We start from the raw sequence: 24,706 nt of genomic DNA, 5'->3' as shown, positions 1-24,706 counted from the left end.
GTGGAAACGGATAAGGGCAACCACAAGGGATTGCCCCTACAGCGTCGTTGTTAAGAAAAAAGATAATTCTGTTACCTTGTAGTATGAAACTCCGCTCCAAAATCTTGCTGGCCTTGTGGGTACTTCTTCCTTTAGTAGCAGTGGGTTACTTTCTGGAAAAACGCTACGGCAAACCCAGTCCTGAAGAATACCAGGAGATAGCGGCGGACCGGGTACGGGAACTATCTGCTTCCAACGAACTACAGAACGGAGATTTGATTTTCCATACCTCGCGCTCGGCGCAGAGCCAGGCCATCCAACTCGCCACTAAATCCAAGTACAGCCACTGCGGCATTGTCTACCGAGAAGGCGAAAACTATTTCGTTTACGAGGCGGTGCAGCCGGTATCCACTACACCCTTAGCTAGGTGGATTGCCCGTGGTGAGGGAGGCCATTTTGTGGTAAAACGGTTGAAAAACGCCCATGAGGTACTCTCGCCATCGGCTTTGGCTAAAATGAAGCAGGAAGGAGAGAAACTGGCGGGCAAAGACTATGATCTTACCTTTGAATGGTCTGATGACAAAATCTACTGTTCTGAACTCATCTGGAAAGTCTACCAGCGAGCCACTGGTTTAGAAATAGGGAAACTGGAAAAGCTGAAGGACTTTGATTTGACAGCAAAGCCGGTGCAAGCGAAAATGCGCGAACGCTACGGGCACAATATTCCGCTTGAGGAGAAGGTGATTTCTCCGGCCAGCATGTTTGCGTCAGATTTGTTAGTGACCGTACTGGAGAAGTAAGCCGCAGAGCAGAACAAATCTTATTCCATCCGGTTGACTATATTGCCGCCGCCGCGTACAGGTGTCTTTGCGTCATATTCTAACAAGCTTCAACTGAATGAAGGAACTCACCGCTCCTCTTCCTGTCAACAAACTCCAACTCTCCGTGGGCATCATCTGCCTGTTCCACGTATGCGGGCTCATTGGGTTTTACACCTCGTACCGCGAATGGTTTCTGAGCAACACGCCTTTAAATCTGGTACTGGCCACCGGGCTGCTGCTCTGGAACCAGCAGGGATTAACCCTTAAACTGGTGCTGGGAGTTGTAGCGGTGTTTCTGGTGGGCTTAACCGCTGAAATCATCGGCGTAGCCACTGGGAAGGTGTTTGGGGGGTATCATTACGGCGATGCGTTCGGGTTCAAGTTCATGGAAGTGCCGCTGGTGATTGGCATGAACTGGGCGGCGTTGTGCTTTGCGGCCGTGGCGGTTGTCAACCAATGGGCGAAACCTTTTTTAGCGAAGGCAGCCATAGCGGCGGCCATTCCGGTGAGCATTGATTTTTTGATTGAGCAGGTCTGCGAGAAATTCGATTTCTGGTACTGGGACGGTCACACGCCGCCTTTGCAGAATTACCTGGCCTGGTACGTGTTCAGCTTTCTGTTCGCGGTGGTGCTCATTCCGCTGCTGAAGAACTCCCGCAACCTGTTCGCGCCGTATTTCCTGCTGGTGCAGTTCGTGTTTTTCCTGTTGCTGAATGTAGTGGAATTCTTTTATGCCGGATAAGCCGTTCACCTACGATTACATCATTGCCGGGGCCGGGGCCGCCGGGTTGAGTCTGATGTGCTACCTGCTCAGCCATGAAAATCTGCAAACCAAACGCATCCTGCTCCTGGACCGCGACCTGAAACAAACCAACGACCGCACCTGGTGCTTCTGGGAAACTAGTGAGAGTCCGTTTGAGAGCTGCCTCAAGAGCAAATGGGCCAAGCTGCATTTCCATTCGCAAGAGTTCTCGGCGTTGCTGGACATCAGTCCGTATCGGTACAAAATGCTGGACAGCCTCTCGTTCTATCAACACTGTTTCAACCTGATGGCGCGGTTTCCCAACGTGGAGTTCCGGCAAGACGAGATGGTGGCGCTGGAACCAAACGGAATTATCAGAGGCAAAAAAGCGGTGTACCAGGCCGAGTACGTCTTCAACAGTGTGCTCTTCCAAATCCCGAAGCTGCCGCAGAAGCATTACCTGGTGCAGCATTTTAAGGGCATTTTCATCAGAACACCATCGCCGGTCTTCAAACCCGAGGAGCCGACGCTCATGGATTTCCGGGTGGCCCAACACGGCGATTGTCGGTTTATGTACGTGCTGCCGGTGAACGCCCACGAGGCCCTGGTGGAATACACGGGTTTCTCAGAAGCAGTGCTGCCGCAGGAAGAATACGATAGCGAAATTCAGGCCTACCTCCGCGATTTCCTGCACATCACCGACTATGACATCACCCACGAAGAATTCGGGATCATTCCCATGACCGATGCGCCGTTCTCCAAACAAATGAGCGAGCAGGTGATCAACATCGGCACGGCGGGCGGCGCTACCAAGGCCTCCACGGGCTACACCTTCAGCTTTATTCAGCGGCAATGCGCGGCCATCGCGCAGAATCTGGCCCGGGGAGAGAAACCGCTGACCGGTTCTGAAAAGACCATCAACAAGTTCGCGTTCTATGACAGCGTGTTTTTGCGGGTATTGCAGGAGAAAAAGCAGGAGCCCTGGCGCGTCTTCCATGACATGTTCAGCAAACTGCCGGCCAGCCTTATCCTGAAGTTCCTGAACGAAGAGACGTCTCTGCTGGAAGACCTCCGGATCATGAACGCCGTAGACCGGACTATTTTCCTCTCGGCAGTCATCAAACAAGGGCTGGGCAGCTCAACCGCTTCTTGAAGCAAATGCCCATTTGCCAGATCAGGGCACGCACGTAATCCACAAATCATTAACTTAGCGGCCCAGCAGCGCCTCTGGTTTTCCGGTGGAAAGCCTTTTGGGGTTGTTTTCAGAAAAAGAACCTAAAAACGCGGTGACCAAGAAGTTGCCGCTTTCAACCACTAATTCAAGGCTATGAGAAAGAACATTGTTGCCGGTAACTGGAAAATGAACAAAACTTACCAGGATGCCCAGGCGCTGGTGAGCGAAATTGACAACATGGTGAAAGACGAGGTCTCCGGAGACAACGTGGAGGTGATTGTCACGCCGCCGTTTCCGTTCCTGCACTCCATCAGCAAACTGATTCAGGGCAACTCCCGCATGCACCTGGCGGCGCAGGACGTAAGCGCCCACGAGAGCGGCGCGTACACCGGCGAGGTATCAGCCAGTATGTTGAAATCAGTGGGCGTGGAGTACGTGCTGGTAGGTCATTCTGAGCGGAGACAATACCACAACGAAGATGCTGATCTGCTCCTGAAGAAAATGAAAGCGGCTTTGGCGCAAGGCATCAAACCGATCTTCTGCTGCGGCGAGCCGTTGGAAGTACGTGAGGCCGATGACCATTTCAAGTACGTAGCCCAGCAACTGAGAGAAACCGTGGCGCACCTGAGCAACGAGGAATTTGACCAGATTGTGATTGCCTACGAGCCCATCTGGGCCATCGGTACTGGCCGTACCGCCAGCAGCGCGCAGGCGCAGGAAATGCACGCTTCCATCAGAGAAGAGCTTTCCCGCTTGTTTAATGCCGAGGCGGCTTACAACAAAACTATCCTGTACGGCGGCAGCGCCAACCCCGGCAACGCCAAAGAGCTGTTCGCGCAGCCAGACGTAGACGGCGGCCTCATCGGCGGCGCTTCGCTCAAGTCCAGAGACTTCACCGATATCATCAAATCTTTCTAGTTTCCGCCTCGCCGGACCGCTTCCCGGTAGGCGGAAGATCAATATAGAATATGTTATATGTTTTAGGCCTGTTTTCCAGAAAACAGGCCTAAACTGTTTTTAAGGCCCAGCGCTCACCTAGAGGCAGGAGGGCTCCGGAATAAAATATTTTTGGTACTTTTTACCTCATTTTCTAGAAATAAGTCTAAAACGCAAGATATTACGCTTATTTTCGTTTGAATTTTACCTGATCTTCTGCCAAATGGCAGAATTCTTATAAACACGCTTATGAGTTTTATTGAAGTAACGGTTACCGCCTCGCCAGAATACGCAGAAATCCTGATCGCCGAACTGGGGGAGCTGGGTTTTGATACGTTTCAGGACACCGAGGAAGGGTTCCAGGGATACATTGAAGAGGAGCGGTTTTCTGAGGAAGCCCTGCAGGAAGTATTGGAGCGGTACAGTTTCGCCGGCGAGTTTCCGTACGAGACCAAGAGCATCGCCAAGCAGAACTGGAACGAGGAGTGGGAGAAGAACTTTGAACCGTTGTTGATTGCCGAGAAAGTATCGGTGCGCGCCGATTTCCACCCTAAGCCCGAGGGAATTGAATACGACATCGTGATTACGCCTAAAATGTCCTTCGGGACGGGGCACCACGAGACCACCACGCTCATGATCGAGAACCAGCTCACCCTGGACCACACCGGCAAGCGCGTGCTGGACATGGGCTGCGGCACGGGTATTCTGGCCATTATGGCCGAGCAACTGGGCGCCCGGCAGGTTCTGGCCGTGGACATTGAAGACTGGACTGTAGAAAACGCCCGCGAAAACGCCGAACGCAACAACTGCTCCACGCTGGAAGTGCGCCTAGGCGATGCTACTGTGCTGCAGGGCGAGGCGCCGTTTGACCTCATCCTGGCCAACATCAACCGCAACGTGCTGCTGGAAGACATGCCCGTGTACAGCCAGTTGCTTCTGCCCGGCGAGCCGCTGGTGCTCAGCGGGTTTTATACCGAGGACCTTCCCATTCTGCAGGAGCGGGCCACCACGCTTGGCCTTATTTTTGAGACGTCCAGAAGCAAGAACAACTGGGTTTCGGCCATTTTCCGGAAAACAGCCACTAAATAGCCTGCATCGTTCCTTATGAAGCATTTTTATCTCCTTCTGATTTTAATGGTAAGTGGGTTGGCTAGCCATGCCCAGACCTATAAGGTGTCCGCCGATGACCCGGCTCAGTTTGCGCTGGACATGCGCGCCCTGATGACGGGCACCAAAAATGCCGCCGCGGTGCAGACGGGAACCTCATTTGAGCAAGCCTGGAGCAGCGGCCGAGTGAGTACAGCCCAGCAAACCAAGATCATGGATCTGGCGCAGCAGATGCTCAAGAAAAAGCTGAAGGCACGGCCGCACTTTGAGAATTTCCTGGGTACCATTGGGTCCAGCGTGAACCTGCACCAGTACACCGGCGCTAACCTGGACAAACTGCTGAACGTGATGGAGCAGACCCTTCAGAAACAGGATGTTAAAGTCTATGAGAAGTTTCTGGTCAACACACAGAAGTTCCTCACGGATAAAACGCTCTACAAAGGCCCTACCAACGGCTTGCGGGCCCAGGGAGGCATTTTCTCTTTCGATTACCGCGAAGGCACGGCCGCCCCAGCCACGGATGCCGGGTGGGGAACCGAGGAAACGGCAGCTCCTGCAACTCCCGCCAAAGCGCCCGTTACTCCGGCACCAGCCGCCAAAACGGCCAAAGCTGCCCCTCCAGCCCCCAAACCAGCTCCCAAGAAAGTAGCGAAACCCGTGGAAGAAGATCCTTGGGCGGCCTGGGAGACGCCTAAGAAAACGACAAAGCCGGCGGCCAAAACGGCGAGCAGTACCAAAAAGAAAACCACCGCCAAGCCTGCGCCCACGGCAAAAGCAGAAACCCCGGTTAAAAAAGAAGAACCCAAGCCGGTGATCGTAGAGGAGTATGTCTCGGCTCCGTTGCCCGTACTGGCGGGTCCGGTGGTGGTGGTGGAGAAGTCTGATCTGGTATTCACGTCGGCGTTTGACTCCGTGACCATCAAAGAGGCCTCGGGTGCCATGTCGCTAGCCAACGGGATGTACGCCGGCAAAGGCGGTAAACTGGTCTGGAACAGACTAGGCGGCGATGCCACGGCTGAGTTCAAGAACTTGTCCTTTGAAGTGGCCAAACCGGCCTTCAAAGCCGAAGACGTGACGCTTACCTATCCAGTGGTGCTGGAAAACAGCATCCGTGGTAACCTGGAATACCGCCTCACCCGCCCCAAAGCCAACGGCGACAACGGTTTCCCGAAGTTCATCTCCCACACCAACAACGCCCAGATCAAGCGTTTTGGCGCGGACATCAAATACCTGGGGGGGCTTTCCCTTTCCGGCGGAACGCTGATGAGTGCCGCGCTGGATGGCAGCCCTTCCACCATCTGGGTGTCTGAGAACGGGGAACCTAAATTCCGGGCTACGTCCCGCAACTACACCATCAGTGACAGTTTGCTGACCGCCCCTGAGGCTGGAATTGCGCTCTTCCAGGGCAAAGACTCCATCACGCACCCTGGGGTGAAGTTCAAGTACAACAAAGATGGAAAACGGCTGGTGCTCATCAACCCCGAAGGGCTGTACCAACTGACGCCGTATTACCATTCCTACCACCAGATAGAACTCACCACGGATATGGCTTCCTGGAACATCAAGGAGCCTACCATTGACTTCGCCATTCTCACGGCCAAAAACCAGGTGCCGGTGCAGGTGAACTCCAAGGAATATTTCACCGAGACCCGCTTCCAGCAGATTAAAACCATCTCTAATTTCCATCCGCTGTATACCACTGTGGGCTACGCGGCCAAAATAGGATCGATGTCGTTTTACCTGACCAACATGGCCGAGGACACCAAGATCAAGAAAGAGGTGCTGCACAACGCGCTCACCACGCTATCGCAGAGCAACTACCTGGACTATGACGCGGCCACCGGCTTCGTGCGCCTGCGCGAGAAAGCGTACCATTACGTTGACGCCTCGCGCAACAAGAAAGACTATGACTACATCCACCTGAACGCCCTCTCGCCGGCCGGCAAGAACGCCACCCTGGATTTAGCTTCCGGCGATCTAATTTTGCGCGGTGTAGAGTCTTTCGCCTTCCACCCAGACTCGGCGGTGATTGCCACGCCAGACAGCCAGATGGTGCGGGTGCAGAAAAACCGGAACATCCTGTTCAACGGGAAAGTGAAATCCACTGACTTCAGTTTCCGAGGCAAGGAGTTCCTGTTTGATTACGATGGCTTTTTCATTGATCTGGCCAAAATTGACTCTACGGTATTAACCACCAAAACCAAGGGGAAAGACGGCAAAGAGAAAGAAACGCCGTTCACCTTGGTAAACCGCGGCGGAAAAGGCCAGGCCAAACTGTACCTCAACCGACCCGATAACAAATCGGGCCGGAAGAAATCAGCGGGTTATCCAGCCTTGGATGCCATCTCAGGCATGACGGTGTACTTCAACAAACCCGAGATTCTGGGGGGCGTGTATGACACCAGCGTGTATTTCAACATTCCGCCGTTCAAGATTGACAGCATGGCCAGTACCAAGAACAACGTCATCGGGTTCAAGGGAACGTTTAACTCAGGAGGCATTTTCCCGCCGTTTGAAACCAAGCTGGCTATTCAGCCCGATGGGGCCTTGGGCTTCTCGTACCCAGTGCCTAAAGCCGGTTTTGCGGTGTACGGCGGCAAAGGGCGTTTCACTGACACGCTTACCATGGACACCAAAGGTCTGCGCGGCAAAGGCGTGTTAAGTTACCAAACGGCCACCATGCACTCACCGGCCTTCGTGTTCTTCCTGGATTCTGCCATCACTGAGGTAGGAAAGAAAGGAAGCTTCAAGGAGGGAACGGTGGCCCAGGGTTCTTACCCCAGCGGTACCTTCAAGGCCTTCAAGATGAACTGGCACCCGTACCAGGACACCCTGCAGGTGCACACCGTGGGCCGCGAGCTGATGAGCATTTTCAACGACCGGTTTACCTACAAAGGCATGTTGGGCTTCACGCCGTCCTCGCTGTTCGGGAACGGGGTGGTGGAGAACAAGGAAGTGGCCATGAAATCGCCGCTGTTCGTCTTCAAGAAAGGGCTCATCCACGGGAACAAGGCCGGCATGGAAGTCGCCTCCGCCGATAAGAAAATCCCCGCGCTCACCACCTATGACGTGTACCTGGATTTCCACATGGATGCCGGTTACGCCGAGTACGGTGCCGAAACCAAAGGAAAAGCAACCACGGAGTTCCCGTTTGCGCAGTATAGATCGTCGCTGGCCGCCGGTAAATGGGATTTCAAATCCAGAAAGCTCACCTTGTCCAGCGGCAACACAGACGGTTCTGAGTCTTACTTCTACTCCATGAAATCAGGCACTGATTCGCTGGCCTTCAAAGCCAAAAGCGCCACCTATGATTTTGGGAACTATACATTGGTGGCCTCGGGCGTGCCGTACATTCCGGTGGGCGACAGTTACCTGATTCCGGACAGCAACCGGGTGCAGTTCCTGAAAGATGCCGAGCTGAAAACCTTCCAGAAAGCTACGCTGGTGATGGACTCGGTGCAGAAGTTCCACCAGATGGCGAAAGGCGAGCTGCACATAGACAACCGCTTCGGGTTGACCGGGAACGCGATCTACACCTTTGCCAACGCCGGGGGAGACTCCTACAAAATTAAGATGGACAAGTTCACCTGGCAAAAGCAGGACGGCGGCAAGAAAGACGAGCCCAAAGCGGCTGACTTCTTCTTAGCTGAGGGAACCGTCAAAGAGAAAGACACGCTGTTTATCATGCCTAAGGTGCGCTACCACGGCAACATGGGCGTGGTCTCCAACAAGAAGGTGCTGAATTTTGACGGATACGCTAAAATGCTGTTCAGCGGCGGCGAGAACTCTGATTGGTTCCCCTACAAACGCGACGGCGTAGACCCCGAAGACGTGCGCCTGGAAATCAAGAACCCGGCCTTAGCCGATGGCACTCCGCTGAAGACCGGTATCCACGTGAACGCCACCTCGGGTAAGATCTACAACACCTTCGTCTCCAAGAAACAGTATGACGATGACCTGGACGTGTTTGAGGTGCAGGGCTTGCTTTCTTTCAACAAAGAAGATAAGATGTACAAAATTGGCGATGAAGGCCGGGCCTACGGCAAGTCATACACGGGCAACATGCTCCAGTACAACGATGCCACCAAAGAAGCCCGCTATGACGGTCAGTTCAACCTGATCAAGAACGTGAAAGGCTTTAACCTGCAAACCGTGGGTAGTGGCACCGGCCGCACCGACAGCAGCCGCTATGACCTGGATACCTTCATGGCCTTTGACTTCAACGCGCCAGAGCAGGCCATAGAGAGCATGGGCCAGAAAGTAGCGAAAGACGTGGCGGGCTTGCCAGAAGGCGTGGACCTGAACAACCCGAACCTGCCGTTCCAACTGGCGGCGTTTGTGGGCGACAAAGGCGTGGCTGATTTCACGGCCCTCACCTCCAAAGGCTACGTGCCGTTCTCCAAGGTGTCGCCTAAGCTCATCCATACGCTGGTCTTGAACCAGGTGAAACTGAAATGGTCGCCTAAGCAGAACGCGTGGTACAGTGTGGGGCCCATCAGCATCGCGGGGATTGACAAGATAGACGTGAACGCCAAAATTGCCGGGCACATTGAGATCAAGAAAGGCGCTTCCAGCGATGTGGTGTCTATGTACCTGGAGGTAAACCCGTATACGTGGTATTACTTCAACTTCTACGAAGGAGGCCTGGGCGTAACCTCATCAGATCCGCAGTTCAACGGCGCGGTGGCATCTAAGTCGAAAGGCAGAGGCTCGGCGGGTGGTTCGTACACCTTCTATCCGCTGGAAGACATAGATAAGATGGAGTTTGTGAATTTCTTCCGGAAAACGTACCTGGGCAAAGAGCCGCTGAAAGCCGCGCCTCAGCCTACGTACAACACCTTTGACACCGCCGAAATGGCCGAGGAAGACTCCGGGAAGAAAAGCAAGAAGAAAAAGAAAGGCGAGGAAACCGATACCGGAGCTATGCCAACCGGCTTTGATACGCCGGTAGCCCAGCCCGAGGAAGCCAAGTCCAAGAAGAAAAAGAAAGACGAAGCATCTGACGCTGTTCCCGCCGGTTTTGAGGCCCCGGCCGCGCAGCCCGAGGACACCAAAGGGAAAGACAAGAAGAAAAAGAAGGAGGCCGAAGTAGATGTGGTTCCTTCTGGCTTCGAGACCCCGGTGAACGAGCAGGAAGACGCCTCCGGCAAAAAGAAGAAAGACAAGAAAAAGAAAGCCGATGAAACCCAACCCGACATCACCGCGGTGGGCAACTAAGGGCTAGATTCATTTCTCTTGCACTGCATCCCGTTTTCAGGCCGTTTTTCAGAAACTGCCCGGAAACGGGATGTTTCGTGTAGGGCCTGTGCCGGTGTTGGGCTATGCTGCGGGTTTGCCTATATTTGAAGAAATATATTTATGGAACCCTATCGGGCGTAGCCGTATCTAAGGAATCGGGGTTTCACTAACTGTACAACTACATGGAGATTGTCGTTATTGGCGGAATAATTTTGTTGGCGTATCTGATTGGTTCCATTCCCACGGCCGTGTGGGTGGGCAAAAAGTTCTATGGCATTGACGTACGCCAGCACGGCAGCGGCAACGCCGGGGCCACCAACACGTTCCGGGTACTGGGCAAGAAGCCGGGCTCCCTGGTGATGGCCGTGGACATCCTGAAAGGCTGGGCCGCCACCTCGCTGGCCAATCTGCTGCTGTCCTGGGAGGTGATTGAGCCGCAGCAACTCATTCTGTTCAAACTGATTCTGGGCGTGGTAGCCGTGCTGGGCCACATCTTCCCGGTGTACGTGGGCTTTAAAGGAGGCAAAGGCGTGGCCACGCTCATGGGCATGGTGCTGGCCGTGCATCTGCAGGTGGCGCTTATCTGCCTGGGGATTTTTGTGGTGGTGCTGCTTTTGACCAAGTACGTATCGTTGAGTTCCATGCTAGCCGCCATTTCTTTCCCGCTGCTGTTGTTGCTGCCAGTGTTCAGGCCAGACAATTGGCTGTTGCCCGTGTTCGGGGTGTTCATTGCCATTATGGTGGTTTTGACGCACAAGAAGAATATCACCCGGCTGCTGCAAGGCGTGGAAAGCAAAGCCAACATCAATCCGTTCAGAAGCAAATAGCAGCTCGCGCTGCCAGCTATACTGGTTTCCGTTTTAAGGCGTTTTTCCGGAAACGGGCCTCAAACCAGAAATCATTGTACTACAAAGAATCCTGCCGCACAAAATCGGTTTGCCTGTCGTGACGGTTTTGGGGCCGATTTCTGAAAAAGAGTCTCAAAACAGAGCGAATGGCCGAAAAAACGGAGGAATAGCTGCCCTAGCTGACGTTTTTAAAAGCAAAATCGATACAAAAGCGTCTTTCTTGAAGGAGGAAGGCGCTTTTTAGTTTAACTTCACCCATCATCAACCCTATACTATGAAAGCCTATATTGAAGAGAACAAAGACCGGTTTCTGCAAGAGTTGCTGGAGTTGCTGCGTATTCCATCGGTGAGCGCCGATCTTTCTTTCAAAGGAGACGTGCTGCGGGCGGCTGAATATCTTAGAACCAAGTTGGAGGAAGCCGGCGCCGATAATGCCCAACTGTTTCAGACGGCCGGCAACCCGATTGTATACGCCGATAAAATCATCGACACGAACTTGCCTACCGTGCTGGTGTACGGCCACTATGACGTGCAGCCCGCCGACCCGTATGAACTCTGGGATTCACCGCCGTTTGAGCCGGTCATCAAAGACGAGAAAATCTACGCCCGCGGCGCCTGCGATGACAAAGGACAGACCTACATGCACGTGAAGGCGTTTGAGACCATGATGCAGCAGCAGGCGCTGCCCTGCAACGTGAAGTTCATGATTGAGGGCGAAGAAGAAGTTGGCTCCGTGAACCTGGCCACCTTCGTGAAAGAAAACAAGGAAAAGCTGGCCGCCGATATCATTGTCATCTCAGACACCGGCATGCTGGCCAACGATGTGCCTTCGGTGACTACTGGCCTGCGCGGCCTCAGCTACCACGAGGTAGAAGTAACCGGCCCCAACCGCGATCTGCACTCCGGTTTGTACGGCGGCGCGGTGGCCAACCCCATCAACATTCTGTGCAAGATGATCGCCTCGCTGCACGACGAGAACAACCACATCACCATTCCCGGGTTCTATGACAACGTGGAGGAACTGAGCCAGGAAGAACGGGCCGAGATGGCGCGGGCGCCGTTCAGCCTGGACGCGTACAAGCAAGCCCTTGACTTGTCTGATGTGCACGGCGAGGCGGGTTACAGCACCATGGAGCGCAACTCCATCCGGCCTACGCTGGACGTGAACGGAATCTGGGGCGGCTATACCGGCGAGGGCGCTAAAACGGTGATCGCCTCCAAGGCGTTTGCCAAAATCTCCATGCGTCTGGTGCCGCACCAAACCTCCGAGGAAATCAGCGCGCTGTTCCAGAAACACTTTGAGTCCATTGCGCCGCCCAGCGTGAAAGTGGTGGTGAAACCGCACCACGGCGGCGAGCCGGTGGTCACGCCTACCACCTCGGCGGGTTACCAGGCGGCCGCCCGGGCCATGGAAGATACCTTCGGGAAGAAGCCGGTGCCGGTGCGCAGTGGGGGCAGCATTCCCATTGTAGCCATGTTCAAATCTGAGCTGGGCATTGATACCGTTTTGATGGGCTTCGGGCTGGATTCAGACGCCATTCACTCGCCTAATGAGCATTTTGGCGTGTTCAATTTCATGAAAGGCATTGAAACCATTCCGCTGTTCTACCAGCATTTTACAGCCTTGCACCAGCAACAGGCGTAAACGCGTTTTAAGGGCCATTTTCATAAATCAGGCTAAAAACAGAGAGCCCCGCTAATGGCGGGGCTCTCTGTTTTTAGCCTGATTTATATTGTTTTAGAGTCGATTACCGGCTGATGGGGAAACCTACGCTCAGTTGGAACAATGAATGGCGGGCATCTTTGAAATCGCCTCTGGCGGGAGAGTCATCGGTGAGGTCAGAGAAAGCGCCGTTGTACCGCAATCCTAAACTGATGCCACCTTGTGTTGCGAAACCAAGCCCGGCAGCATAGCCCACCTCGAAATCAGAGTAGCCTTCTTTGCTTTTGGAGCTGGTTTTAGAATCTTCCAGCTTGTCATCTACATAGGTTTTGGTTTTGTCATTGACGCCAATCAGGTAAGACACCTGCGGACCGGCCTCAAAGAAAAATCCGCCGGCCTTCACTCTGGCTAGCACCGGTACGTCTAAATAGTTGAAGTTGGCAGTTCCTTCTTTGCGGTAAGTGTGCAGTTTCAGCGGATCGGTATAGGTCTCGTCATCGTACTTGAAACCTTTGTTGGAATACAGGACTTCGGGCTGAATGGAGAAGAAGTCGCCCACTGCGGGTACGTTCAGGTACAGACCGCCGGCAAAGCCCAGTTTGTTGTTGAATCTTGTTTCATCCTTGAGATCACCGGAAAGGTTGGAGTAGTTTAAAGCACCCTTGATCCCGAAGGTAGTCTGCGCTTGCGCCGCGTACGAGGCAATAACCGCAACCACTAAAACGAAAAGCTTTTTCATGAGTTTAGAATTTTGAGTTTAGTTCCATTGTTTGCAAGTATTTTATCAAACACTGTGCCTAAACTATTCGGTTTGCGCCGGTTGCTATAGAGGAGCGACTGGGCTGAAGGGTAAATACCTGACAATGACCTATAAAAAAATGGGTGGACCTTTTCAAAAGGCCCACCCATTTTTTTATAGGTTGTATGAAACCGTGTGCTTATCTGCTCGGGAACAGGAAGCCTAAGGTTAACTGGAAAGCAGAATGACGGGCATTTCCTAATTCATCGTTGTCTTCTTTGGCTAGTTTGTTGATACCACCCGTGTAACGCAAACCAAGGCTAAGGCCGTTTTCCAGCTGGTATCCTAAACCAGCGGCGTAACCAATCTCCAGTTCAGAAAGATCATCTTTGTCAATTCTTCTGGAATTATCATAATCCCGGCTTCCGATTTTTGTCTCCGTCTTATCTTTGATGCCTAACAGATAAGAAACTTGAGGGCCACCTTCAAAGAACAGTCCACCGGCATTAATTTTTAATAGAACAGGTAGGTCAAGGTAGTTATAATTCATATCTCCCTTGCTCTTGTAAGTTGTATTGTTGATGGTGTATTCCTCGTCTTTGTACTGATACCCGCGTTGCGAGAACAAAAGCTCCGGCTGCAAAGACAAGAATCCATCTCCGCTCAGGTCAAAATTGGCTGTCAAACCACCTACGAAACCCAATTTGTTTTCGTAGATGTCTTCGTTGGCCAACTCTTTACCAGAAATGTTAGAGTAGTTTGCTCCGGCCTTAATTCCGAAACGTGTTTGTGCCTGAGCAACACCGAAAGAAATGACAGCTGCCAGAAATAATACAATCTTTTTCATAGTTTTACTTAAATGGTAAATGAGAAAGTTTGCGAACGATCTCGGGTAAAAACACTCTTTATACGGCCTGAAATAAAAACGTTGGTTCTAGGGTCATAAAATTTTTGTCAAAATCTGAGTGATGTATGACTTAGAAAAAGATAATTAGGTAGCGAGTTGCTGATGGTCACCGAGTTGTGTAGAGTTGGTGAATTCTTTGCGTTGGTGCTTCCGCTTCTGGAAAGGAGGGCAGTAATTGCGTTTAGCGGCCCATTTTCTGAAAACGGCCCTAAACTGGAGTGCTTAGCGTCTCTAAACGCTGTCTCTGCTGCTATAGGTTAAACGGGAGCCATAAAAAAAGGCCTGCTAAGAGCAGGCCTTTTCCTTACATATATAACCGGAGGTTTACTTTCTTACAAGAATATAGCTCAGGGCTAGCTGAATATTGGAGTTGTATACTTTGCCTTCTCCATCTTCCGAAATTTTAGAAAAGCCTCCATTGTAACGTAAGCCAATGCCCAAGCCATTCTCTAATTCATACCCTAAGCCGGCGGCATAGCCAAAGTCTACCGTCCTGATGCCGTCTAACGAAGTAGAAGCTTCATTATCGCCGTCTTTCATCTTCAGTTTAGAAGAAACCTTGAAGCCAATGGTAGGACCACCTTCAAAAAACAAACCGTTTGCGTTGATGCGGGCTAAAACAGGCACGTCAATGTAGTTTACCTGAGCTTTTACGGTAGCGTCACCGTCTCCGTCAATCTTAAAGCCTTTGTTCGACAACTGTACCTCAGGCCGAAGAGAAACGAAGTCAGAAAAGCTATAATCTAAGAAGACCCCAACATGGTAGCCAACTTTGTAATCTAACTCCGTACCGAATGCTTCTTCCACATCTTTACCCGTCCAGTTGCTGAAGTTAGCGCCTGCTTTAACCCCAAGCTTGATGCCGTCCTGTGCCTGGGCAGCATACGTAGTGAACAATACCGCTACAAATAGTAATAATTTCTTCATAAAATGAGCTTAAGATTTTTAAGGTTGTACTATTTAGTATGAATGCGGCGCTAGTTAACAAGTTTCAGGGCTGTTTCCTATACTAGAACATGAATTTTTGCTTCAATGCACTGAGGTTGCTCTAAGCGGGTAATAAATGGAGAACCAGGCGGTGGTGCATGGCCTGAACGAAGAAAGGGAATGACGTTCTCTGAAAAAAATGAGGAGCCAGACGCTACCGGAAAGGTAAAGGAATAAACAAAAAAAGGCCTGCGTTTAGCAGGCCTTTTTTGAAAAAGCAGGTAAATTGATTATCTACCGCCAAATCTGTAGCTGAGCGAGAGTTGGAAGACAGAGTTCTTCATCTTGCCAGACGGTGCCCCCAGATCCTCGTCGTCGGTGTCTTGGTCAGAATTTTTGTTAAGGTCACTCAAGCCGCCCTGGTATCTAAGCGTCAAGCCCAGACCGCTGGGAAGTTCGTAACCGATACCGGCCGCGTAGCCAAACTCAAAGCGTTTCATGTCCTCGGTGATTTCTGTGGTTTCGTCCATAGAGAAATCCATATCATCACCCGAATATTCTATCTTCATGTCTGCTTCTGATTTCAGCAGGTAAGCGAACGTAGGGCCGCCCTCAAAGAATAGGTTTCCGGCTTTGATGTGCGCCAGCACGGGTAGTTCCAGGTACTGATGGATCAGTTTGCCGTCTACTGTTCCGGTAATGGTTTGCTCATCGCCAAATTCATCTTCCACTACTTCTGTGCCGCTGAACTCAAATTTGGCCCCTTTTCTGGAATACAAAAGCTCCGGCCGAATGGAAACCATGTCAGAAATGGAGAAATCGGCGAAGGCTCCCAGGTGGAAGTCTGGCTTGTATTTGACGTTGTTGTCATTGTCGGCGGTAATGGTGCTGTAGTTAACCCCTGCTTTTACACCAATGGATGGGCCGGTTTGGGCCTGCGCGAAGTAAGACGTGAACACCGCGACGGTAAGAATGGCTATTTTTTTCATACTAGATAGGTTGTGGTATAATGGTTCTTTGGAAGTAAGAGCGGCAGCGATGGTGGCGAGGCCTTTCATCGCTGCCGCTCTCCATATTCCAGACAGCGTTCTCCATGCATACCCCTATGAAGCTGAAAAAGAAACTGCCTTAAAACGCCAGTGCCTCTATTGCAGAACAGAGGCACCGGTGTTTTAAGGCAGTTTTAAGAAAACGGGGCAAAAACTAAGATCAGCCCGCCCAGCCTTCGCGGTCCAGGCTGCGGTACTGGATGGCTTCGGCTAAATGTTCAATCTTGATTTCCTCTGAACCGGCCAAATCGGCAATGGTGCGGCTTACCTTTAAGATGCGGTCATAGGCCCTCGCTGACAAGCCCAGTTTCTCCATGGCGGCTTTCAGCAGTAAACGGCCGGCCTCGTTAATGCGGCACAGGTCCTTCACCATTTGCGGCGGCATCATGGCGTTGGAGTGGATGTCGGGGAAGTCCTTGAAGCGCTCGGCTTGTAACTGGCGCGCGCGCTCTACCCGTTCCCGGATGTCGGCGCTGGTCTCAGTCTTGCGCGTTTCGGTCATCTGATCGAAGGAAACGGGAGTTACCTCTACGTGTAAATCAATGCGGTCCAGCAAGGGGCCACTCACTTTGTTGAGGTAGCGCTGCACCACGCCCGGTCCGCAGACGCAGTCTTTGTTGGGGTCGTTGTAAAATCCACACGGACAAAGGTTGAAGTAGTGTTTGAATCCTTCAAATTGGGGGCGAAAAAATAGTTAATTAACTATCAATCACGCATTTATACTTTGAAATGCTTTGAAGTTGTTTGAAGTGTTTTGAGTTGTTTTGGGGGGCTTGCGTTACTGAAAATGTTACGATACGTTTGTAGAAATCAATTAGTAACAACAATAACAAAGGAGGTAACATGGGAGTAAAAGTTCGTTATAAAGACAGGAAAGATAACAAGCAAAGCATTTATCTGGACATCTACAAAGACAAGAAACGGAAGTATGAGTTCTTGGAAGACTTGTACAGGTATGCAAAGCCAACAACTGCTGAGGAAAAGGCTTTTAATAAGCTAGTTGATGCTGAAGTTGAAAAGATAGTTGCTGGAAGAGTTGTGGAGCTCTTGAATCACAGGTTGAGTTTTGCTAACGTTGATAAGGCAAATAAAGACTTCCTCAAGAGCTTCAAGGAATTTTCAGATAAACAATTCCAAATCCGAGGACCTAGGAGTAACACATATTGCTCTTACAAGCATTTCTCAAAATTTTGCGGAGGCTCTATGATGATGAAGGAACTTTCAACTGAAGTGGCTGAAGGGTTTCGGGAATATTTATTGAAGAACCTTAGCCAAAATTTTGCTAAGACCTGCTTTTTGAAGTTTAAGCAATTCATTATTACTCTTCACAAAAAAGGTATTATTGATATTGACCCTACTCTTGATGTACCTCCCATTAAAGAGCATGTTCCCCAAAGAGTATTTTTATCGGAAGAGGAATTGGAGAGTCTTAAGAAAGCCCCCTGTAAATATGATCTTATAAAAAGAATGTTCTTGTTTGGCTGTTATACTGGGTTGCGTATATCTGATTTAAAAGAAATCAAATGGAGCAACGTCAAGGATGGTAGACTAACTTTCCGGCCGGTAAAGACACCTAAAAAGATTCATGTTGTTCCATTAAATAAAAATGCACAATTCTATATGGGAGAAAGAGGAGAGCCTTCTGAAAATGTTTTCCCTTGGCCCTTTCAAGGGGATGGTAATAGGTATGACATAATAAGAGATTGGGTTAGGCAGGCTGGTATCACTACTAATGTTACCTGGCATACAGGTAGACATACCTGTGCGACTTTGATGCTTTTAAAAACAGGTAATTTAAAAGCAGTGAAAGAAGGGTTGGGGCATTCAAACATCCATACAACAGAGATATATGCTCAGTTGCTTGGTAGGACTCTAGTAGAGGCCTTTGAAAGTATGGACAACTAACCGTTGCAGAAACAATATTTACATAATGGATTTTAAAAAATACGATTTACTGCTGTGGCAGTTGGTGCGGGAAGATATTAGCCTAACTAGGAAGTTGGATGATTTACTATTTCAATTAGATGTTTTAGAAAGGATTTCCTTTCTAAAGTATACTCAAATTGAATATTGTAGTGGGAGGATTGAGCAAATGTTAGAGAATAGGTTTAACCATGAGGCACCTCCAAGTTTTCTTGTCCAGCAAGCTAAAGAAGGAGTAGATGAGCTATCCCCAAGAGATTTGTTTTTAATTCACTTAAAAGATTTATCAGAGCAGTTTGCTGTACTAGTAGAGATGATTCCTGAAAAATTTAAGCTTTTGGAGAGGGGTATGAAAGATATTCTGGAACGACAGAAAGTATTGGGGAAACTGAATTTACCTAATGACAGAATTGACCCAAATGATGAATTGTTGGATATTGATGAAGCTGCAAAGTATTTGAAAGTTGAAAAGAGTACCATGTACTATTATAATCACAAAAAATTACTTCAGCCGCTAAAGAGGGGAGGAAAGTTGCTTTATTATCCCAAAAGTCAGCTTGATAATTTTTGGGAGAAAAAAAAGAACAATTAAGAAGAGGTAGAACAAGAAAAGATGGTGGCGGTTATTGTACCTTCTTATATTACGTAACTTGATCTTAATTCATGTTAAGTAGATTCCCTAATCAGAATTTAATACAAATTTGAGGGGCAGCTAATGATTCACCGTCATTTATTAATGAAAGCACCTGTCTAAGAGAAATTAACTGTCGCCTTTCATAAGCATACTAATTCATAGCAAAAAACTCGCTCAAAGGTTAAAGAGCAAGTTTTTTGCTATGTCATAATCATCACACCTGATTAATAACTCTCCCATAAAAATGGGGAGAACCTATGAAAACCTTGAATCCATAGGTATGTATAAGGGAGTTTCTAAACATTCACAGAATCAAGGTTACCCCTCCTTGGACCCATAGATTTAATGAGTTTATTTTTTATACTGTTTCTTCATCTCCTGCATTCCAATGTTTGCAGCCTCATCTAAAACACCATACAATTCATCTATTTTGATTGTCAATGCAATAAGTTCCATATGATCATAGTTGTCCCCACTTTGAGCTTGTAATGGCTTTTTATAAAAATTGTACCCCATTTTTGTAGGGTAATACCCCGTAATAGTCTTCATTTTATTTATCTCGGAACCATAGAACTCAAGCCGATTATTTAGAAATTCAGTCTTATTGCCTGGAATCATTTTAGATATTCCAACTTCATCTGCAAACAAGAACAGTTCCCTGAAATATTTTCTTTCAAATTCTGAGTAATGCTCTGGGCAATAGTGTTTAACTCTTCTTAGGACATGCAGTGAGGAAAAAATTGCGACTTCAAAAACTGCCCCCTTTGTTAACTGCCTTTCCTCCAAAACCATCTCAGCCGATTTGACGACCATGATTAAAACCAGTTTCTCTGGGGTTTCTGTTTGTCTCTTAAAAATCCGTTGGAATAAACCCATCTTTGATTGCTATTTACGTTAAAGAATAATTTTTTTGATTGTTAAGACTACTATAACTATTGTATAAATCAAGTGAATCAGGTGATTAGCAATTCATTGCTTAATATACTATATAGCTTTTCAATATAAAGTTTTTCCATAATATTTTAATTTTTCCAACAGGTATTATCTAGGGGCTTCTATGCCTCTCCCAACACAGTAATCCCACTCTCTCTTCTTGGAACCTTCGGTACACCTGAAAGGCAATAATGACCTTGTTCACTGTTTTAGACGTTCCGTTTGTAAAAGTGAACATCTGTAGCTACCTTTATTTCATACCTCAAGCACATGAAAACATACATAGCCTACTACAGAGTGAGTACCGCAAAACAGGGGGAGTCCGGCTTAGGGCTGGAGGCACAGAGAGCCGCTGTGAGGGCCTTTACCAAATACGAGGACTGCATCATAGCAGAGTTCACGGAGGTAGAGTCTGGTAAGAAAAACAAGCGTCCACAGTTGGCCGCTGCCATGGCCAAGGCCAAGACCGCAGGCAGTACTCTTTGCATTGCCAAACTGGATAGATTGAGCCGCAATGCCGCCTTTATCTTTGCCCTGAAAGACAGTGGGGTAGACTTCGTATGCGCTGACATGCCAGACGCAAACACTTTAACCATCGGCATTTTTGCGGTGCTTGCCCAGCATGAACGGGAGCTGATCAGCCAACGCACAAGGGCTGCCCTGGAGGCCAAGAAAGCACAAGGGATTAAGTTAGGCACCCCGGCCAACCTAACAGAGGAGGCAAGGCTGAAAGGGCTGGAGGTTCGCAAGAGCAATGCCCTGAACAGCAAAGAGAACAGGCAGGCTATCCATGTAATCCTGAGTGAGAAGAGAGAGGGTAAATCATTCAGGGAGATAGTAGACAAGCTGAATGAGCTAGGGCTTGTCACCTCCCAAGGGAAGGCGTTTGGGGTCAGCAGTGTCCACAAGCTCTACAAGAGAGCAACAGAGTCCGTATCTTAAAAGGGCTTAGGCCCCCTCCCTTTCAAAAATAGCAGGGGCCACTACCCTTCTGTACGTAAGGAGGCGTGTATTATCGGCCCTTTTTCAAAGTTCAACATGAATTCCTTTTAGGGAGCCCCCTCAATTTTTTGAGGCAATTCTCAGGTTTTCATTCCTGGCAAATTCTACTCCGGCCCGGCTCTCATTTCCAGCTTTTTACAATTGGTTCAATCAACAAGCAAGGCAATGAACACATCACTCCTCCATTGTAATCATATTTTAATTTTTTTGTGAGATATTTATATATTGTTAATGATATCATATACTTTATAAGAATGGAAGAACATATAGCTAAACCAATAAGCTCAGGAGATTTATTAATAGGTGTTATCTGTCTTGTTGTTGCAGTATTCCTCATTTTAGCCTTTTGGCACAGTGTTTACAGCGGTTTCTTGGACTCACGTAATTTCAAAGGAGCTATTTTTTCGTTTTTAGGGAATGGGTTGGTATTAGGTTTAGTATGTTATGGTTTATTGATAGGTTTGTATAAAATGGGGATTCCTAGGCTCGGAGATAACGGTGAAATAGCAGTTATGGGGTTTATTTATCTTTTCTTTTATTTTCTTGTTTGGATAATTGCTAAGAGAAAATTAGAAGATAAATATGGGGTGCTAACATTAAAATCATTTTTGGGCTTCCTTACAATGTGTATATCAACTGCAGGTATGTTATATTTAATAATTAAATGTGAAAGGAGCTAATTACTCGTCAATCATCATAATAAATCAAGTCATTGACGCACAAATTCTTCCAACCTGGCCGGTGTTTAGCCTCCAGTACCTGCAGTCGCAAGATGAGGGGTAGGCTTTACCTACCCCCGCTCCTTACCCAATATTCTTGATCTTGTGGGGTATTTCAACCCTTTGCCTAATTCCTCCGGCCCCCCAACTCTTCTGGAGTGACCTTACCAGGTATTCACCGTTTTTGTCTGGTGATCTTGGGTCCAGAAAGCAGATGGTCTCGGCTACCCTCAAGGGATAGTCCCCGAACGTAAGGCAACTGCCTTCAAGGCCGCTTCTCAGGTATTTTGGAAAAGCAGCCTTTGCCGCCTCAATCAGCTGGTCCTTGTCCAGGTTGATTTCATGGTGCGTCTTGATAAAGTAATCTTCCAGGAAAATACCCCTCTTCTCCACCTGAGCGATGATCTTGCTTTGCCGCTCTTCGTTTTGAGACTTGGTAAGCCTCTCGTCATGGACCTCCACCACTAGCATTTTGGAAGGCGTTTGAGGGTCCTTTACTAGAGTCACACTATGAGATTTATTGCTCCGAGTCTGCATTGACACTGCTCGGATTGCGACTTCACTTGCCTCAATGGTGGCAATCCTTAGGTCATCTTCAATCACATTGTCATTTGTGGCCAACACAGGGGGGATGTATCCTTTAGTAAGAGAGCTGGAGTACACGCCAGCGGAGGAACTGAAATAGCTTCTTCCTATTACCAGTTTCCCCTCTTTCATGAAACTGATCAAGCCCATCTCCCGCCACTCCTCCAGCAGTTGTGCCGTTGTTCTACCTGGAACCGAGAGGCCCCCAAAGGTGATGCTTTGCTCATACGTCTGAGGGTGAATCTCTACCCCGGTGCCCTCTATCAGCATAGGGAGAATGTCTTTCAAATGGACAGGACCTGGCTTGCTGAACATGAGCCTGTTTTTCTTGAGCTTCCAAGATCGGTCTTGGCAGATTAATCGCAAAGGAGAATTAGGTTCTACTTCAGTGATGAAACCCTGGAACTCCAAAGTGTTGTTAAAGTTATAGCCATAGCAAACCTCAATCTCATCCCCAATGGAAAAGAATCCCTCTCTGTTTCCGGAGACCATCCGATATTGATTGTATCCGTTGGAATCTTTCTCTACCCACCTGTTGTCCATCGGTAGAGTAACAATACAGGTGTCTGTCAGTGTGTCCATGCTGGTTTCTGCCTCAATTTCAACCGCTTGAAAGAATTTCAAAAGGTCTCCATTTGCCCTGGTAATCCTGATCTCACACGAGAGCCTGTCATAATTTGTACCGCTTGCTATCATTTTTCCTCCCCTCTCAAATTATTTATTTTCAACATTTTAAAACAAAGGGAACCTCCAGGGGAGGTCCTTTTGCGAGTATGAAGACGATCAATTTCTTATTCCTGGTTTGTAAGCCTGGTTAATTCAGTATGGGGGATCATCCAGAGCTTTGGCCGGAAAATGTCTCTCTTTGCAGAGATGCGTCCAGCCTTTATGTGATCTCTGATGCCCTGGCCACCGATAGAAATACCTTTCTCAGAAATCACTTTGCTAAACTGTGACACCGTATAAAATTTTTGTTCTTTGGTAGTGATTGTAGCCATAATTTTATCTTTAAAAAAAATTCTGTACCCCTTTTTCAATCCTTTTCTGCAGCTCTTCTGCCTTGATCAAGGTCCTTCCGTAATCATCCCTTTTCCCTTGGATGGACTCGGTGAAGAATATCTGGGTGCAGACTTTCCCTTCCTCTACTTTGATTCCAGCCTCACTCAGATGGTAGACATAGCCCTCCAGTGAAATCCAGCCTTCTTCAATTGGGGGTAGTTTATGGTTTCCGCTCTCCCGAATGCGGATAAGCATCTCGCGCTTACTAATCCACCAAGTGCCGTTTTCATCTCTGATGGTGTCCACCTTGCCTATTGCCTGAAGGGCGCTAATCCCCCTCAGGGAGAACTCAATGCCTCGTTCGTTTAGCACCTGATTACACTGCAGGAGTTTGATATAATCCTTTTCCAATGTTGCTGTAGCTGTTGTTTCCATTCTTCTAAATTTTACCTGGTTGAATAATACTGGTAATACACTGCACCGCTACTACCAAACGGTCTACCTCACTTGCGGGAATTAGGAAATTCCCCTCAGTGTCCTTTTCTGCGTCAAGGTCATCTTGTTTGATTTGGTTCTCTACCGTCTGGCAGTCTACCCTAATCCCATTGTCCCGTAGCCTGGCCACGAATGCACTGATTGTCAAAAACTCTACTGGTTCCACTTCCATTCTTTCCCTCCTTTCACTCTTCCTACTGTTCCCATCTGCTCAATCTTCCTTTGCCAACAGCTTCCTCTCAGTTCGAATTAGCTTCACTCGGTTCTACTCTGTTCCCTACTGTGTAGGAATAGGGTTGTTTTAGGCTTTGGGTGGCTACCCCTTGGAGCGAAAGGCAGAGCTTACGCTAAGGGGGTAGCCATCCTGAATACTTGTTTTGAGTATTCGGGCTGTCAGACACAAAGGCCGAAGATTCTGACAGTTTGATACCAAACGCGCTAGTGCCTTTGCGTTCCTCCCCTCGGTATCTTTGCTGAGTTGCTCCATGGGAAACCTCTTGAGCTTAAGACTGAGAGCGAGCGTCCGTAGTCACCCCGACAACCCCCAGAATATTCCTTTGAAATTGGCTGTCGTTCTGTACTCATCACCCTGATGGAACTTTCTTGCTCAACTTCGAAGAAGTATAGGAAAACGGGTAAGTAGAAGTTGATGAAAACTTGGAAAAACTTGTAAAATCTTTGTGTTGTGCAGTGATTAAAGTGATTGCACTACAAATGCTGCAAATTCAACAGGAATGATGAAGCAGCACTGAAACAGGGTTCCGTTTCAGCATCAGCAGATTAGGTCTGCTTTAATCCATTGCCCTCAATTTTGAGGACATTAAATTTCAACGAACTCAGTTTTGAGTTGGTTGATTATCAAGACTCTCAAGAGAAAGCCAAGCCGTTACATACAACTGAATCATTCCAGGGAGTCTATCAAGTCCCAGAGTTAAAGTCGGGAAATCCCGCTTTTGAAATCGTTAAAGGCCGCTATCTCTCAGGAGCGTAGATGCACCAAAAACTTGCCTTGATTTTCGAAGCATGGCTGTCCCTAAGTTTGAGGCGGTAGACAGAGATGCGATGGCAAACGCCACGCACATGGCAATGGTGTTCGGGAAGAAGGCCAAAGACTTTTGAAGGATGAGCACCATTGAGTTTGTGAACGCTCTCTCTAAAAAGTTAAAGGTGAGAATCCTCCCCTTTAAAATCGTAAAGGGCAGACACCACTCAGGGACGTGGATGCACAAGACGCTGGTGATCAAGTTCGCTGGCTGGCTCAACCCAGAGTTTAAACTATGAATGTA

The 24,706-nt window shown here is 48.8% G+C and carries 21 protein-coding genes and 1 pseudogene; 13 read left to right on the top strand and 9 right to left on the bottom strand.

Annotated features, from left to right (window positions below; genetic code table 11):
* The first annotated feature begins 83 nt into the window (after positions 1–83).
* From H7U12_RS12205 to H7U12_RS12170, 8 genes are all read left to right on the top strand, one after another.
* Complete coding sequence (locus H7U12_RS12205) at positions 84–779, top strand: YiiX family permuted papain-like enzyme (RefSeq protein ID WP_186638224.1); 696 nt, start codon at positions 84–86, stop codon at positions 777–779.
* A 97-nt stretch (positions 780–876) separates the two neighbouring features.
* On the top strand, positions 877–1,542 hold the full coding sequence (locus H7U12_RS12200; protein WP_186638214.1) for a carotenoid biosynthesis protein: 666 nt from the start codon (positions 877–879) through the stop codon (positions 1,540–1,542).
* Entirely contained in the window at positions 1,532–2,695 is a 1,164-nt protein-coding gene (locus tag H7U12_RS12195; RefSeq protein ID WP_186638198.1) for a lycopene cyclase family protein, read from the top strand. The genes H7U12_RS12200 and H7U12_RS12195 overlap by 11 nt, the downstream gene beginning before the upstream one ends.
* Before the next feature lie 174 nt (positions 2,696–2,869).
* The gene (gene tpiA, locus H7U12_RS12190; protein ID WP_186638196.1) at positions 2,870–3,634 is read left to right on the top strand and encodes a triose-phosphate isomerase; all 765 of its coding nucleotides are present in this window, start codon (positions 2,870–2,872) and stop codon (positions 3,632–3,634) included.
* 267 nt (positions 3,635–3,901) lie between these two features.
* Positions 3,902–4,741, top strand: a complete 840-nt coding sequence (gene prmA, locus H7U12_RS12185) for a 50S ribosomal protein L11 methyltransferase (RefSeq protein WP_186638194.1) — start codon at positions 3,902–3,904, stop codon at positions 4,739–4,741.
* Positions 4,742–4,756: 15 nt separating this feature from the next.
* On the top strand, positions 4,757–9,976 hold the full coding sequence (locus H7U12_RS12180) for a hypothetical protein (protein WP_186638191.1): 5,220 nt from the start codon (positions 4,757–4,759) through the stop codon (positions 9,974–9,976).
* A gap of 203 nt (positions 9,977–10,179) precedes the next feature.
* Positions 10,180–10,824, top strand: coding sequence for a glycerol-3-phosphate 1-O-acyltransferase PlsY (plsY, locus tag H7U12_RS12175; RefSeq protein ID WP_186638188.1), 645 nt, complete (start codon positions 10,180–10,182; stop codon positions 10,822–10,824).
* 295 nt (positions 10,825–11,119) lie between these two features.
* Positions 11,120–12,490, top strand: a complete 1,371-nt coding sequence (locus H7U12_RS12170; RefSeq protein ID WP_186638186.1) for a dipeptidase — start codon at positions 11,120–11,122, stop codon at positions 12,488–12,490.
* A 103-nt stretch (positions 12,491–12,593) separates the two neighbouring features.
* Here the strand turns inward: H7U12_RS12170 and H7U12_RS12165 are convergent, their stop codons facing one another.
* The 5 genes and pseudogenes from H7U12_RS12165 to H7U12_RS12145 form a co-directional block, all read right to left on the bottom strand.
* The gene (locus H7U12_RS12165) at positions 12,594–13,247 is read right to left on the bottom strand and encodes a porin family protein (protein ID WP_186638184.1); all 654 of its coding nucleotides are present in this window, start codon (positions 13,245–13,247) and stop codon (positions 12,594–12,596) included.
* A 199-nt stretch (positions 13,248–13,446) separates the two neighbouring features.
* Complete coding sequence (locus H7U12_RS12160; protein WP_186638182.1) at positions 13,447–14,094, bottom strand: porin family protein; 648 nt, start codon at positions 14,092–14,094, stop codon at positions 13,447–13,449.
* A 384-nt stretch (positions 14,095–14,478) separates the two neighbouring features.
* Positions 14,479–15,081 carry a porin family protein gene (locus H7U12_RS12155; RefSeq protein ID WP_186638180.1) on the bottom strand — a complete coding sequence of 201 codons (603 nt, stop codon included), beginning with the start codon at positions 15,079–15,081 and terminating at the stop codon, positions 14,479–14,481.
* A gap of 290 nt (positions 15,082–15,371) precedes the next feature.
* Positions 15,372–16,070: a porin family protein gene (locus H7U12_RS12150; RefSeq protein ID WP_186638178.1), complete on the bottom strand. Its 699-nt coding sequence runs from the start codon at positions 16,068–16,070 to the stop codon at positions 15,372–15,374.
* Positions 16,071–16,290: 220 nt separating this feature from the next.
* Positions 16,291–16,782: pseudogene (locus tag H7U12_RS12145) on the bottom strand (magnesium chelatase subunit ChlI family protein); the annotation flags it as partial.
* Positions 16,783–16,973: 191 nt separating this feature from the next.
* Here H7U12_RS12145 and H7U12_RS12140 point away from each other — a divergent pair.
* Together H7U12_RS12140 and H7U12_RS12135 are read left to right on the top strand one after the other, a co-directional pair.
* Positions 16,974–18,035: a tyrosine-type recombinase/integrase gene (locus tag H7U12_RS12140; RefSeq protein WP_186638175.1), complete on the top strand. Its 1,062-nt coding sequence runs from the start codon at positions 16,974–16,976 to the stop codon at positions 18,033–18,035.
* 25 nt (positions 18,036–18,060) lie between these two features.
* Positions 18,061–18,645, top strand: coding sequence for a helix-turn-helix domain-containing protein (locus H7U12_RS12135; protein ID WP_186638172.1), 585 nt, complete (start codon positions 18,061–18,063; stop codon positions 18,643–18,645).
* A gap of 393 nt (positions 18,646–19,038) precedes the next feature.
* On the opposite strand, the gene H7U12_RS12130 is transcribed toward H7U12_RS12135, so the two are convergent.
* Positions 19,039–19,563: a hypothetical protein gene (locus tag H7U12_RS12130; RefSeq protein WP_186638169.1), complete on the bottom strand. Its 525-nt coding sequence runs from the start codon at positions 19,561–19,563 to the stop codon at positions 19,039–19,041.
* Between the two features lie 327 nt (positions 19,564–19,890).
* Here H7U12_RS12130 and H7U12_RS12125 point away from each other — a divergent pair, with 327 nt between their 5' ends.
* A complete protein-coding gene (locus H7U12_RS12125; RefSeq protein ID WP_186638166.1) occupies positions 19,891–20,562 on the top strand; it encodes a recombinase family protein in 672 nt (223 codons plus the stop codon).
* A 314-nt stretch (positions 20,563–20,876) separates the two neighbouring features.
* Positions 20,877–21,302, top strand: coding sequence for a hypothetical protein (locus H7U12_RS12120; protein ID WP_186638155.1), 426 nt, complete (start codon positions 20,877–20,879; stop codon positions 21,300–21,302).
* Between the two features lie 123 nt (positions 21,303–21,425).
* Here the strand turns inward: H7U12_RS12120 and H7U12_RS12115 are convergent, their stop codons facing one another.
* From H7U12_RS12115 to H7U12_RS12105, 3 genes are all read right to left on the bottom strand, one after another.
* A complete protein-coding gene (locus H7U12_RS12115; protein ID WP_186638152.1) occupies positions 21,426–22,622 on the bottom strand; it encodes a hypothetical protein in 1,197 nt (398 codons plus the stop codon).
* Between the two features lie 95 nt (positions 22,623–22,717).
* A complete protein-coding gene (locus H7U12_RS12110) occupies positions 22,718–22,924 on the bottom strand; it encodes a hypothetical protein (protein ID WP_186638150.1) in 207 nt (68 codons plus the stop codon).
* 10 nt (positions 22,925–22,934) lie between these two features.
* The gene (locus H7U12_RS12105) at positions 22,935–23,360 is read right to left on the bottom strand and encodes a hypothetical protein (protein ID WP_186638148.1); all 426 of its coding nucleotides are present in this window, start codon (positions 23,358–23,360) and stop codon (positions 22,935–22,937) included.
* A gap of 1,182 nt (positions 23,361–24,542) precedes the next feature.
* Here H7U12_RS12105 and H7U12_RS22985 point away from each other — a divergent pair.
* On the top strand, positions 24,543–24,701 hold the full coding sequence (locus H7U12_RS22985) for a KilA-N domain-containing protein (protein WP_186638146.1): 159 nt from the start codon (positions 24,543–24,545) through the stop codon (positions 24,699–24,701).
* Positions 24,702–24,706 lie beyond the last annotated feature (5 nt).

It is taken from the genome of Rufibacter sediminis, from assembly GCF_014269285.1.
In the GTDB taxonomy this organism is placed as follows: Bacteria; Bacteroidota; Bacteroidia; order Cytophagales; family Hymenobacteraceae; genus Nibribacter; species Nibribacter sediminis.
The sequence above is the reverse complement of the archived record's forward strand: the minus strand, read 5'-3'. Positions and strand labels throughout refer to the sequence as shown.

Coding starts and splice junctions, on each gene's coding strand:
- H7U12_RS12205 (WP_186638224.1), top strand. CDS start 84: ATGAAACTCCGCTCCAAAATCTTGCTGGCCTTGTGGGTACTTCTTCCT.
- H7U12_RS12200 (WP_186638214.1), top strand. CDS start 877: ATGAAGGAACTCACCGCTCCTCTTCCTGTCAACAAACTCCAACTCTCC.
- H7U12_RS12195 (WP_186638198.1), top strand. CDS start 1,532: ATGCCGGATAAGCCGTTCACCTACGATTACATCATTGCCGGGGCCGGG.
- tpiA (WP_186638196.1), top strand. CDS start 2,870: ATGAGAAAGAACATTGTTGCCGGTAACTGGAAAATGAACAAAACTTAC.
- prmA (WP_186638194.1), top strand. CDS start 3,902: ATGAGTTTTATTGAAGTAACGGTTACCGCCTCGCCAGAATACGCAGAA.
- H7U12_RS12180 (WP_186638191.1), top strand. CDS start 4,757: ATGAAGCATTTTTATCTCCTTCTGATTTTAATGGTAAGTGGGTTGGCT.
- plsY (WP_186638188.1), top strand. CDS start 10,180: ATGGAGATTGTCGTTATTGGCGGAATAATTTTGTTGGCGTATCTGATT.
- H7U12_RS12170 (WP_186638186.1), top strand. CDS start 11,120: ATGAAAGCCTATATTGAAGAGAACAAAGACCGGTTTCTGCAAGAGTTG.
- H7U12_RS12165 (WP_186638184.1), bottom strand. CDS start 13,247: ATGAAAAAGCTTTTCGTTTTAGTGGTTGCGGTTATTGCCTCGTACGCG.
- H7U12_RS12160 (WP_186638182.1), bottom strand. CDS start 14,094: ATGAAAAAGATTGTATTATTTCTGGCAGCTGTCATTTCTTTCGGTGTT.
- H7U12_RS12155 (WP_186638180.1), bottom strand. CDS start 15,081: ATGAAGAAATTATTACTATTTGTAGCGGTATTGTTCACTACGTATGCT.
- H7U12_RS12150 (WP_186638178.1), bottom strand. CDS start 16,070: ATGAAAAAAATAGCCATTCTTACCGTCGCGGTGTTCACGTCTTACTTC.
- H7U12_RS12140 (WP_186638175.1), top strand. CDS start 16,974: ATGGGAGTAAAAGTTCGTTATAAAGACAGGAAAGATAACAAGCAAAGC.
- H7U12_RS12135 (WP_186638172.1), top strand. CDS start 18,061: ATGGATTTTAAAAAATACGATTTACTGCTGTGGCAGTTGGTGCGGGAA.
- H7U12_RS12130 (WP_186638169.1), bottom strand. CDS start 19,563: ATGGGTTTATTCCAACGGATTTTTAAGAGACAAACAGAAACCCCAGAG.
- H7U12_RS12125 (WP_186638166.1), top strand. CDS start 19,891: ATGAAAACATACATAGCCTACTACAGAGTGAGTACCGCAAAACAGGGG.
- H7U12_RS12120 (WP_186638155.1), top strand. CDS start 20,877: ATGGAAGAACATATAGCTAAACCAATAAGCTCAGGAGATTTATTAATA.
- H7U12_RS12115 (WP_186638152.1), bottom strand. CDS start 22,622: ATGATAGCAAGCGGTACAAATTATGACAGGCTCTCGTGTGAGATCAGG.
- H7U12_RS12110 (WP_186638150.1), bottom strand. CDS start 22,924: ATGGCTACAATCACTACCAAAGAACAAAAATTTTATACGGTGTCACAG.
- H7U12_RS12105 (WP_186638148.1), bottom strand. CDS start 23,360: ATGGAAACAACAGCTACAGCAACATTGGAAAAGGATTATATCAAACTC.
- H7U12_RS22985 (WP_186638146.1), top strand. CDS start 24,543: ATGAGCACCATTGAGTTTGTGAACGCTCTCTCTAAAAAGTTAAAGGTG.